The organism is Autumnicola lenta, from assembly GCF_031846515.1.
Classification (GTDB): domain Bacteria; phylum Bacteroidota; class Bacteroidia; order Flavobacteriales; family Flavobacteriaceae; genus Autumnicola; species Autumnicola lenta.
Window position 1 is genome coordinate 56,373 of record NZ_JAVRHO010000002.1, and the last position, 12,377, is coordinate 68,749.

The 12,377-nt window shown below is 40.3% G+C and carries 8 protein-coding genes; all 8 read left to right on the forward strand.

Annotated elements, in window-relative coordinates; genetic code table 11:
- Positions 1-96 precede the first annotated feature (96 nt).
- Positions 97-954, forward strand: a complete 858-nt coding sequence (accD, locus tag RM545_RS01485; RefSeq protein WP_311493496.1) for an acetyl-CoA carboxylase, carboxyltransferase subunit beta — start codon at positions 97-99, stop codon at positions 952-954.
- Positions 955-1,056: 102 nt separating this feature from the next.
- A complete protein-coding gene (rpsO, locus tag RM545_RS01490; protein ID WP_311493497.1) occupies positions 1,057-1,326 on the forward strand; it encodes a 30S ribosomal protein S15 in 270 nt (89 codons plus the stop codon).
- A gap of 214 nt (positions 1,327-1,540) precedes the next feature.
- On the forward strand, positions 1,541-3,778 hold the full coding sequence (locus RM545_RS01495; RefSeq protein ID WP_311493498.1) for a polyribonucleotide nucleotidyltransferase: 2,238 nt from the start codon (positions 1,541-1,543) through the stop codon (positions 3,776-3,778).
- 956 nt (positions 3,779-4,734) lie between these two features.
- Positions 4,735-5,598, forward strand: a complete 864-nt coding sequence (locus RM545_RS01500; RefSeq protein ID WP_011708302.1) for a sigma-70 family RNA polymerase sigma factor — start codon at positions 4,735-4,737, stop codon at positions 5,596-5,598.
- Between the two features lie 221 nt (positions 5,599-5,819).
- Positions 5,820-6,686, forward strand: coding sequence for an SDR family oxidoreductase (locus RM545_RS01505; RefSeq protein WP_311493499.1), 867 nt, complete (start codon positions 5,820-5,822; stop codon positions 6,684-6,686).
- Entirely contained in the window at positions 6,686-8,125 is a 1,440-nt protein-coding gene (locus tag RM545_RS01510; protein WP_311493500.1) for a phytoene desaturase family protein, read from the forward strand. The genes RM545_RS01505 and RM545_RS01510 overlap by 1 nt, the downstream gene beginning before the upstream one ends.
- Before the next feature lie 52 nt (positions 8,126-8,177).
- Positions 8,178-8,621: a BLUF domain-containing protein gene (locus RM545_RS01515; protein WP_311493501.1), complete on the forward strand. Its 444-nt coding sequence runs from the start codon at positions 8,178-8,180 to the stop codon at positions 8,619-8,621.
- A gap of 290 nt (positions 8,622-8,911) precedes the next feature.
- Positions 8,912-12,346 carry a ThuA domain-containing protein gene (locus RM545_RS01520; protein WP_311493502.1) on the forward strand — a complete coding sequence of 1,145 codons (3,435 nt, stop codon included), beginning with the start codon at positions 8,912-8,914 and terminating at the stop codon, positions 12,344-12,346.
- Positions 12,347-12,377: the final 31 nt, after the last annotated feature.

Here is a 12,377-nt window from a genome sequence, read left to right on the forward strand (position 1 = left end):
AGAATAGCTGAAGTAAATATAATTGCTTCAGCTATTTTTTTGATTAATTTTTTCCGGTGGAAATTTGTAGTTCCGGAGAAATAAAAATTAATTGCTATGGCCTGGTTTAAAAGAACGCAAAAAGGGATTCAAACCCCTACAGAAGACAAGAAAGATGTACCCAAAGGTTTATGGTACAAATCACCCACAGGTAAAATTGTAGATGCAGAGCAACTGGAAAGCAATTTTTATGTAAGTCCAGAGGATGGTTACCATGTAAGGATTGGAAGCAACGAATATTTTAAGATCCTTTTTGATGATAATGAATTTGAGGAACTTGATAAGAATATTACTTCCAAGGATCCTTTAGAATTTACAGACACTAAGAAGTATACCGAGAGATTAAAAGCTGCCCAGGATAAAACCGGACTTAAAGACGCTGTTCGAACTGCTGTTGGAAAATCGAAAGGTAAAGACCTCGTTATTGCGTGTATGGACTTTCAGTTTATAGGAGGCTCTATGGGATCTGTGGTTGGAGAAAAAATTGCCCGTGCCGCAGAATATTCTTTAAAAAACAGGATTCCTTTCATGATGATTTCAAAATCTGGAGGAGCCAGGATGATGGAAGCTGCACTTTCATTAATGCAAATGGCCAAAACTTCAGTAAGGCTGGCACAACTTGCAGACGCTAAAATTCCATACATTTCACTGGCAACAGATCCTACAACTGGTGGAACCACAGCATCTTTTGCCATGTTAGGCGATATAAATATTTCTGAACCCGGAGCATTAATTGGCTTTGCAGGACCAAGAGTGGTAAAAGATACTACAGGAAAAGATCTTCCAAAAGATTTTCAGACTGCAGAGTTTTTAAAAGAACATGGTTTTCTTGATTTTATTGTAAAGCGTTCCGAACTTAAAAACCAGGTAAATCTTTATCTGGATTTAATTGGGAACCAACCGGTAAGAGCATAAAATAAAATCTCACCCTCAGTAGGTTTTACTTTAGAAAGTAGTATATTTGCCGCCTGGTAGAAAAACTGCCAATACATAAAAATCATTAAAATTAATATTGGAATGTATTTAAGCAAAGAAAAAAAAGAAGAAATCTTCGCTAAACACGGTCAGGGGAAAAATGATACGGGTTCTGCAGAAGGTCAGATTGCATTGTTCACTTACAGAATTGCCCATCTTTCTGAGCACCTGAAGAAAAATCGTAAAGATTACAATTCAGAACGCTCACTGGTTATGCTGGTTGGTAAAAGAAGAAGTTTACTTGATTACTTAATGAAGAAGGATATTATGAGATATCGAGCCATCATTAAAGAATTAGGATTAAGAAAATAAATTTCAAGGGGGCTTTATGCCCCCTTTTTTATATATTTAAAAGTAAATTAGCTTTTAGATTAAAAATTGTTACCTCGAGCATCGTCGAGAGGTAGTTTTTCATTGGTCTACCTTACTTCACACACAACAACACACACCGGCCGTCCGGCAAAGGCGGAGACCATTGTTTAACAAATAATTCCGGAACTATTCCGGTTAAGAATTCAAACACATTATGATTCCACAAACATTTAAAGAGGTTATCGACTTAGGAGACGGTAGAACTATCTCCCTCGAGACCGGAAAATTAGCAAAGCAGGCCCACGGGTCGGTTGAGCTAAGAATGGGAAATGCAGTACTTCTTTGTACTGTAGTATCTTCCCACACACCAACAACTATGGATTTTTTCCCGTTAACATTAGATTATCGTGAAAAATTCGCAGCCGCAGGACGTTATCCTGGTGGTTTTTTCAAAAGGGAAGCACGACCAAGTACAGAAGAAATTCTGGTAATGAGATTAGTAGACCGGGTTTTAAGACCTTTATTCCCTTCAGATTATAAATTTGAGACCCAGGTGATGATTCAGCTAATGTCTCATGACGAAGAAGTGATGCCAGATGCTTTGGCCGGTTTGGCAGCATCCGCCGCTATTCAGTTGTCGGATATTCCTTTTGAGGCTCCTATTTCTGAAGCAAGAGTTGCCCGTATTAACGGTGAATTTGTTATTAACCCAAGCCGCTCACAATTGGCAGAATCAGACATCGATATGATTGTTGGTGCTTCTGCAGATTCTGTAATGATGGTAGAAGGCGAAATGAAGGAGTGCAGCGAAGAAGAAATGGCAGAAGCTATTAAATTTGCTCACGAAGCTATTAAAATTCAGGTTGAGGCACAGGTAAGACTTGCTGAAGCTTTCGGAAAGAAAGCAACACGTGAATACGAAACTGCAAAAGAAGACGAAAGCATTCAGCAGAAAATTCACGAAGCTGCTTATCAGAAAATTTACGATACTGCTAAAGCAGCTAAAGCCAAACATGACCGTAGCGCTGCATTTTCAGAAATAAAAGAAGAAGTAAAAGCACTATTTTCTGAAGAAGAACAGGAAGAAAATGGAGCTCTTATCTCTAAGTATTTTAAAGCAACACATAAAGCTGCTATAAGAGATCTGACTCTAAAAGAAGGAATCCGTTTAGACGGTAGAAAAACTGACGAAATTCGTCCTATCTGGACAGAAGTTGATTATTTACCTTCTACACACGGTTCGGCTATTTTCACAAGAGGAGAAACTCAGGCGCTGGCAACAGTAACTCTGGGAACTTCAAGAGAGGCTAACCAGGTAGACCTTCCAACACACCAGGGCGAAGAAACTTTTTACCTACACTATAACTTTCCTCCCTTTTCCACAGGAGAAGCCTATCCTTTAAGAGGAACTTCAAGAAGGGAAATAGGACACGGTAACCTGGCACAACGTGCACTTAAAAATATGATTCCTGCAGATTGCCCTTACACTGTAAGAGTAGTTTCTGAAGTTTTAGAATCCAACGGTTCTTCTTCTATGGCAACAGTATGTGCCGGAACAATGGCACTTATGGACGCCGGAATCAATTTAAAAAAGCCGGTTTCCGGAATCGCAATGGGATTAATTTCCCAGGGAGATGACTATGCCGTTCTTTCTGATATTTTAGGAGATGAGGACGCTTTAGGTGACATGGACTTTAAAGTAACCGGTACCGAAGACGGAATTACCGCCTGCCAGATGGATATTAAAGTTAAAGGACTTTCTTATGAAATTTTGGTAAAAGCTTTAAAACAAGCGAGAGCCGGAAGATTGCATATTCTTGATAAACTTTCTGAAAGCATTTCTCAACCAAACGAAAATGTAAAAGCTCATGCCCCAAAAATCATTACCAGAACTATACCTGGCGAATTTATTGGAGCGCTTATTGGACCTGGAGGAAAAGTTATTCAGGAACTTCAGAAATCTACCGGAACCGAAATTGTAATTAACGAAGTAGACGAGCAGGGAGTTGTTGAAATTCTTGGAACCAACCAGGAAGGAATAGACAAAGTACTTGCAAAAATAGACTCTATCTTATTTAAGCCTGAAAAAGGAAGCGTTTACGAAGTAAAAGTGATAAAAGTCCTTGATTTTGGTGCAGTTGTAGAATATATTGATGCTCCGGGTAACGAAGTATTATTACATATTTCTGAATTGGCATGGGATCGCACAGACAACGTAACAGATGTTGTAAACCTTGGCGACGTGATAGACGTTAAGTATTTTGGAGTTGATCCTAAGACCCGTAAGGAAAAAGTATCGCGTAAAGCTTTACTTGACAAACCTGAAGGATACCAGGCAAGACCTCCAAGAGATAACGACCGCAATGACAGAGGTCGTGACAACAGAGGTTCACGTGACAATCGCGGACGCGATGATCGCAGCAGAGGAAGAGATCGTAGAAAAGACGATTAATTTCTTCTGAATCCTATATAATAAATGCCTCTGAAGAAATTCAGGGGCATTTTTATTTAAAACCTTTCAAATGTTCAATGTTTAAGGTTTAATATTGACTTTAAATGAAGTTTTTTAGAATGACAATTATCGACCTGTTCCTAAAGGTTATTTTGAATTTTGAATTCTGAAGTTTGAATGAAGACCGAAAAATGGCATTTATCGCCTAAATGATGTAATTGGCAAAAAAGGATTAAAGACCGCTGCGCTGCAGGAAGCAGGAAACAGGAAACAGGAAACAGGAAACAGGAAGCAGGAAGCAGGAAGCAGGAAGTAAGATAAAATTAAAATTATTCTGAATGTTGAATTTTAAATGGTGACTCTAAAATGGCAATTATCGGCCTAAACGAATTTATTTGATCAGAAAAAAATTAAAGACCGCTGTGCTGCAGAAAACAGGATGAAAATAAAACTATTTTGAATGTTGAATTCTGAAATTTGAATGGACACTGGAAAATGGAAATATTCGACCTATACAAATTAAATTGGTTGAAAAAGATTATAGACCGCTGCGCTGCAGGAAACGGGAAGCAAGATGAAAATAAAATTATTCTGAATTTTGAATTCTTAATTTTGAATGAGGACTGAAAAATGGCAATTTTCGACCTGCTTCTGAAAACTGAACTCACAATTTCCCAACTTCACATTCCAAAATCCGCCACCAATTACAAACTACGAACTACAGTCTAAAGTCTAAACTTAAACTTTTTTACTTTCACTTTATACATTTTTTTGCGTTAGGGATTGCAGCGAAAAGCCCGCCGCGACTGGAAGGAGCGCGGACTTGCAGCGGAAAGCCCGGCCCGTAGGGCAACGCCCAAATAAAAATAATTAAGGTTTTTTGTAACATTCCGACTACTCTTTACGTATAAACTAATACAAGAGCTATTCACATTATAAATCCAAGGAGAAGATAGATGAGACAACTTAAGATTACGAAGCAGGTTACTAACCGTGAAACTGCTTCGCTGGATAAGTATTTGCAAGAAATTGGTAAGGTTGATTTAATTACTGCCGACGAAGAGGTAGAATTGGCTCAGCGAATTAAAGCGGGTGATGACCGTGCTTTGGAAAAACTGACCAAAGCGAATTTACGTTTTGTGGTTTCGGTGGCAAAACAATATCAAAATCAGGGTTTAACACTTCCCGATTTAATTAACGAAGGGAATTTAGGCCTTATTAAAGCTGCTAAACGTTTTGATGAAACACGTGGTTTTAAGTTTATTTCCTACGCTGTATGGTGGATCCGTCAGTCCATTTTACAGGCTTTGGCAGAGCAATCGCGTATTGTGCGTTTGCCGCTAAACAAGATTGGATCTATTAACAAGATCAACAAAACTTTTGCTTTCCTGGAGCAGTCTCACGAGCGCCCGCCTAGTGCTGAAGAGATCGCCAAGGAACTGGACATGACGATTAATGATGTTAAGGAATCTATGAAGAATTCCGGGCGCCACGTATCTATGGATGCGCCTTTGGTTGAAGGGGAAGATTCTAACCTTTACGATGTATTACGTTCTGGTGAATCTCCAAATCCTGACAAAGAATTGCTGCATGAGTCGCTTAGAACTGAAATTGAGCGTGCTTTGGAAACATTGACTCCGCGTGAAGCAGATGTAATTCGTCTTTATTTTGGATTGGGAGACCAACACCCAATGACGCTTGAAGAAATTGGCGAGACTTTTGATTTAACACGTGAGAGAGTTAGACAGATTAAAGAAAAGGCAATCAGACGATTGAAGCATACTTCCAGAAGTAAGATTTTGAAAACTTACTTAGGATAAGATATTTAAGATGACAACAGTTTAGCTGCGGAGTGATGACCGGAGCAGAAATAACTGTTCGTTTTTTGATTGATGAATGACCCCGGAGTGATGACCGGGGTTTTTTTTATGCCTGAGGTTGAAAACCTATGCAGACTTTTACAGAAACTAAACTTTTGTTAATCCCTGTTTCTGCTCATCGCTTTTCTCTTTATTCTGCGTATTTTTTCTGTAAAAAATTTATGGGAAAACAGCAAAAAGTTTTGGTCGCAGGAGCATCTGGCTCTTTGGGACTGGAGATAGTAAAAGTGCTGAATGCACAGGGGCGGCCTATACGCGTCCTCACCAGTTCTGATGAAGGAAAAGAAAAACTTATTCCGTACACGAACGACATTTGGAAAGCCGATGCAAGCAACAGCGAGGAAGTTGCTAATATTACAGAAGGTGTGGGTACCGTGATTTCGGCTTTGGGAAACAGTGTAAGCCTCTTTACCCCCAATGAGAAATCTTTTTATAAGATTGATTTTGAATCCAATCGAAATATTCTGCGTGATGCAGAGAAAAATGGCGTAAAAAGGTTCGTTTATACTTCTATAAAAGGAGCCGATGTAGAGGAAGATTTTGCTGTAGCACGCTCACATAAATTATTTGAACAGGCGCTGCACGGCTCAGGGTTTGATTATACGATTATACGTCCTGTGGGATTCTTTTCCGGCCTTAATGACTTGATGATAATGGCGAAAAGAAAAGTGATTCCTCTCATTGGAGATGGAAGCGCCAAAACCAATAGTATTCATCATGCAGATCTCGCCAAGGTGGTTTGTCGGTATGTGGATGAAGGGCCGGAAGTAACGGAAGTGGGAGGACCGGAAATCCATACCCGACTGGAAATGGCAGAAATGATCCAGGAAACTATAGGCGGAAAAATTGTAAAAGTTCCTGAAGTTATCGCAGATATCGGCTTGAAACTTCCCGATTTCTTTGAAGATATTCACGAGAAACTGGACTATTTTAAGTTTGTCACTACCAATGATATGATCGGCGAGAAAAACGGTAATATCACCTTTAAAGAATATTTAGCTAATTTAGATAAAAATCAATTGCCATAATGTCTCAACAATATGACGCGATTATAATTGGAAGTGGTTCCAACGGGCTGGCTGCGGCCATTCATCTTCAACAAAAGGGGCTAAAAACTGCCATTTTTGAGCAGGCTTCTTCCCCTGGCGGTTCCACCCGAACGGAAGAAGTTACACTGCCGGGCTTTAAGCACGATATTGGCTCTGCAATTTTGCCGATGGGCGTTGCTTCTCCTTTTTTCAGAACCCTGCCCCTTGACGAACATGGGTTGGAATGGATCTATCCCGATATTCCTTATGCTCATCCATTTGATGATGGTACTGCCCTCGCTTGTTTTCAGGATATTGACAGGACAGCTGCGCAGCTATATAAGGATGAAAACTCCTATAAAAAACTCTTCAAGCCTATTGTGGAAAAATGGCCCCAATTGGAATACAACCTCCTGGGACCATTGTCATTTCCAGATCATCCCGTTGAATTACTGAAATTTGGATTAAAAGCACTACCATCTGCAAAAATGCTGGTGAACCATTATTTTAAAGAGGATAAAAGCAAAGTCTTTTTCTATGGCTCTGCCGCTCATTCCACTTTGCCACTAAACACCATTGCTTCAGCCTCTTTCGGACTTGTGCTGACCACAATGGCACACAAATTTGGATGGCCGTTCCCTAAAGGTGGCGCCGGAAAATTTATAGAAGCGCTCCTCTCCTACTATAAATCTATGGGAGGTGAAATTTTTCTGAATAAAAAGGTGGAGGATGTAAATGAGCTTCCTAAAGCAAAAGCATATCTTTTTGATGTTACCCCGGAACAACTCTTAAAAATAAAAGGAACCGAATTCCCTTCGCTGTACCGTAAAAGAATGGGGAATTATAACTATGGCGCAGGAGTCTTTAAAATCGACTGGGCTTTAAGCAAACCTATTCCTTTTACGAACGAAAAATGCCGAAAAGCAGGTACAATACACCTCGGTTTTACAAAAAAGGAAATGGAAGAATCTGAAGATTCCGTTCATAACAATCGCGCGACTGATACTCCTTATGTATTAATCGCACAACATTCAGTTTTTGATAATACCCGCGCCCCAGATGGCAAACACACTGCCTGGGCTTACTGTCATGTCGAAAATGGAAGCACCAAAGATTTCACAAAACAAATAGAAGACCAAATAGAAAGAGCCGCTCCCGGATTTAAAGGTTGCATCCTTGCTAAATCTACAATGAATACTCATCAACTGGAAGTGTTTAATCCCAACATCATAGGTGGGGATATCAATGGCGGAAAACAAGATATCACTCAGCTCTTTACCCGGCCAATAGCAAAAATATCTCCATATTCGACTCCTAATCCCAGTATTTATATCTGCTCTTCTTCAACTCCACCGGGTGGTGGCGTACATGGGATGAGCGGATTTAATGCTGCAAAAAAGGTGATTTCAGATCATTTTAATGATTTGAAGCAGAAATAAACTCGATCAAGGCAAAATTAAGGTATAAACAGTTCTTAATTTTTCGGTATTTTTGGCATCAAGTCTAACCAAATTAACAACCCATATGCGCTATGCCATTAGCTATGTAAGCACTGTTAATCCAGAGCTTTCAGAAACAGAAATTCAGGAAGCTTTAGATTTCAGTAAAAATTGGAACAACGATAATAATATAACAGGGATACTCTTATATTCTCAAGGAAACTTTTTCCAGGTCCTGGAGGGCGAGGAGAATTTATTAAAATCTTTATTTAGCAGAATAAAAGCTGACCAACGCCATCATAATGTCATCACTATTTTTCAGAAAAAAGTACCAAATATTCAGTTTGATGATTACGAAGTGGATTTTATTTCCCTGGACGACAGTTACAACGCTGCTCAAATAGACACTTATCTTTCTCAAATAGATCTTCTAAACCCTTCTATTCAAGGTTCCGTCAGGTACATTTTAAATAAGTTCACAGAGGGCATAAAATAAGTTTAACCCAGTTATTCTTATTCCTACACTTAAATACATTTAATAAACACTATTATTTCCGCATCATTTCTTGCTGCGAATTCTGGTAACTCCAGCGAAGTATTAAACGGTAAAATAAGCGAGGCAGATTGGTTTTATATCAATATTATGGATGGAGAGTGAAGTCAGTGAAGTAGAGAAATCCAAAAGGAATTAAATATTAATTTTTATATAAAATTAAAAAAAATGTACTTTTAGCCGTTGATGTTATGATAACATAAAACCTTTAGTCATTACAGTATTTCCTTAAAATGAAAAAAAAATTATTTTCTAGCCTTGCCTTTGTATTAATCCTGTTTTCCAGTTGCAACAACAAAAGGGATGGTGAACCGCGCATACTTGTATTTTCGAAGACTACTAACTTCCGTCATAGCTCAATCCCCAAAGGGATTGAAGCCTTTCAAAAATTGGGGAAAGAGCACAATTTTCAGGTGGATACTACTGAAAATGCTTCACGCTTTGTAGATGACAGCTTGAAAAAATACGCTGCGATCGTTTTTCTAAACACTACGGGAAATGTCCTTAACGCCCGTCAGGAAGCGGCGATGGAACGTTATATCCAGGCCGGCGGTGGATTTGTCGGGGTTCATGCTGCTACAGATACTGAATATGATTGGGGCTGGTACACCAAACTGGTAGGCGCGCAATTTGTAAGCCATCCCGCTATACAGGAAGCAGATTTTATTATAAAAAATAAAGATTTTGATGCTACCTCTTTCTTCGAAGAGGATGTTTGGCACAGAGAAGATGAGCTTTATAACTTCAAAAACATCAATCCAGATATTAACGTACTTATCGGTATAGACGAAAGTACATACGAGGGTGGAACCAACGGAAAAAACCATCCCATGAGCTGGTATCACGATTATGATGGAGGTCGTGCATTTTATACAGAGTTAGGCCATACCGACGAAAGCTATTCCGAAGAAAACTATCTAAAGCATTTATGGGGTGGCCTCAAGTATGCCATGAATGACAATAAATTGCTTGACTATGATAAAGCGACGACTCAGCTCCCACCCGATGCAGACCGTTTTACCAAAGAAGAACTCTCAATGGGAGAATTTTTTGAACCTACGGAAATGACCATCCTTCCTAACCTGGACATCCTTGTGGCGCAGCGCCGCGGTGAGTTAATGCTATATAAGCAAAAAACAGGCACATTAAGCCAGGTAGGCATGCTGGATGTTTATTCCGAGACCCTGAATACTCCGGGGGTGAATGCAGAAGAAGGTGTGATGGGATTGCAGAAAGATCCCAATTTTAAAGAAAATCATTGGATTTATACCTATTATAGTCCATCAGGTGACGACTGGACTAACCGCCTGTCCCGTTTTAAATTCACCGATGACAAACTTCAAAAAGATACAGAGGAAGTTATTTTGGAAATTGAGACCCAGCGGGAGATTTGCTGCCATACGGGTGGCTCCATAGCCTTTGGGCCGGATGGCCTTTTATTTCTTTCTACGGGGGATAACTCAACCCCTTTTAATGAAAAAGATGTGAAATTTGTGAGTAATGGTTTTGCGCCACTAAATGATATTCCCGGCCATAGGCAATTTGATGCGCGCAGGACTGCCGGTAATACCAATGATTTACGCGGTAAGATTATCCGTATTAAGGTAAATGAAGACGGCACCTATGATATTCCCAACGGAAACCTTTTCCCGGAAGGAACGGAAAAAACCAGGCCAGAAATATATACTATGGGCCATCGTAACCCTTATCGTATATCTGTTGATCAGAAAAACAGCAACCTTTACTGGGGAGAAGTAGGACCAGATGCAGGCGAAGACAGTTTAAAAACCCGCGGACCCAAAGGTTATGACGAGGTAAACCAGGCCAAAAGAGCAGGCAATTATGGCTGGCCTTTCGTTATAGCAAACAACAAACCTTATGTTGACTATGATTATGCCACTGGAAAAAGTGGAGAGCACTTTGATCCCGATCATCTCGTAAACGACTCGCGCAACAACACCGGTTTAACCAATCTTCCGCCAGCACAAAAAGCGATGATATGGTACCCTTACGACGCTTCCCCGGATTTTCCCGAAGTCGGCTCAGGCGGTAGGAATGCCATGGCGGGTCCTGTATATTATCCAGATATGTTTCCCCAGGAAACTCGGCTTCCAGATTACTACGATAGCAAATTAATTATTTACGAATGGATACGCGGTTGGATGAAAGCGGTGACTTTTGATGAGGAAGGTAATTTTAGCAAGATGGAGCCTTTTGCCGAAGATATTGAGCTGAATAACCTAATTGATATGGAAGTAGGACCCGATGGTCGCATCTACCTACTGGAGTATGGTAGTGGCTGGTTTGCACAAAACGACGACTCTGGCTTAGCGGTTATTAATTACAATGGGGGCAATCGTCCTCCCCTGCTTACCAACATGAAAGTTAATAAAACTTCGGGCAGCCTTCCGCTTAGCATTAAAGCAAGCGTGGATGCCCGCGATCGGGAAAATGATCAAATAACATATCTATGGGATCTTGGGAATGGGGAAACCATGGAAACCAATGTGCCTGAAGTTCAATATACATATAACAAAGCAGGAGAATATCAAGTTTCTGTGACCGCAAAAGATAGTCAGGGTGACTCTACAAAGAATACAGTAGCCAGGGTGATTGCCGGAAATTCACGGCCTGAAGTGAAAATTGCCATTACCCAAGGTAACACCTCCTTTTACATGCCCGGGGTTCCATTAGGCTATTCGGTGAGCGTGAAGGATCATGAAGACGGCAGCAATGTTGATGAACAAAATATTTACGTGGGAGTCGATTATGCCGAAGGGCTTGATAAAGCCTCTATGGCGATGGGACACCAGGAAGTGAACTCGGCTATTATGGGCAAAACCCTAACCCAGACTCTGGATTGCAAAAGCTGCCATAAGGTAGAGGAACCTTCGGTAGGACCATCTTACATGGCAGTTTCTGAAAGATACAAAAATGATAAAAATGTATATTCGTACCTGGAGCGGAAGATCATGGCCGGAGGCGGTGGTGTATGGGGCGAAATTATGATGCCCGCACACCCCAACCTCAGTAAAAAAGAAACTCAACAAATTGTGGATTATATCTTTTCACTGACCCAGGAAGAACAAAACAATAAATCGCTACCTGTAGATGGAACTATTTATCCCGAAGAAAGTGGCCCTCAAAAATCATTGGTCTTAGTAGCCAGCTATACCGATAAAGGTGCCAAAGGGATAAACCCTCTTACCGAAACCACTCAAATGATAATGCCAGGCAACACGTTTATGGTTTCCGACACATTAAAAAGCGATGGCTTCACCACAATGGAGTATAATGGCCAAAAATTGCTATTGACCCCAAAGAATGCAGGTTGGTTTGCCTTGCCTAAAATGGATTTAACAAATGTGAATAAAGCCACTATTAATTTAGGCTGGCAAGGTGAAATTATTCCTGTATTTAACCTTGAGGCCCATTTGGATTCGCCGGATGGTGAATTGTTGGGCAAAGGTAGCATGATAACACCAGGATCAGGGGAAACGCAGTCTACTCTTAAAATGGATTTAAAACCGGTAAGGGATGGAAATAAACATTCTATTTACTTCACTTATCAACCAGATACGGACCAACCGGATGATGTAAATTCCGCTGTATTCTCGGTTAAACTACAAGGCGATCCCAACGTGGAAAGTAATATGGCTCAAAATTAGTAAAGTTATGGCGTAGGTGCGGCGGACATTC

What these genes read in the sequence shown, in the direction of transcription:
- accD (WP_311493496.1), top strand. Translation starts at nt 97, where the DNA reads ATGGCCTGGTTTAAAAGAACGCAAAAAGGGATTCAAACCCCTACAGAA.
- rpsO (WP_311493497.1), top strand. Translation starts at nt 1,057, where the DNA reads ATGTATTTAAGCAAAGAAAAAAAAGAAGAAATCTTCGCTAAACACGGT.
- RM545_RS01495 (WP_311493498.1), top strand. Translation starts at nt 1,541, where the DNA reads ATGATTCCACAAACATTTAAAGAGGTTATCGACTTAGGAGACGGTAGA.
- RM545_RS01500 (WP_011708302.1), top strand. Translation starts at nt 4,735, where the DNA reads ATGAGACAACTTAAGATTACGAAGCAGGTTACTAACCGTGAAACTGCT.
- RM545_RS01505 (WP_311493499.1), top strand. Translation starts at nt 5,820, where the DNA reads ATGGGAAAACAGCAAAAAGTTTTGGTCGCAGGAGCATCTGGCTCTTTG.
- RM545_RS01510 (WP_311493500.1), top strand. Translation starts at nt 6,686, where the DNA reads ATGTCTCAACAATATGACGCGATTATAATTGGAAGTGGTTCCAACGGG.
- RM545_RS01520 (WP_311493502.1), top strand. Translation starts at nt 8,912, where the DNA reads ATGAAAAAAAAATTATTTTCTAGCCTTGCCTTTGTATTAATCCTGTTT.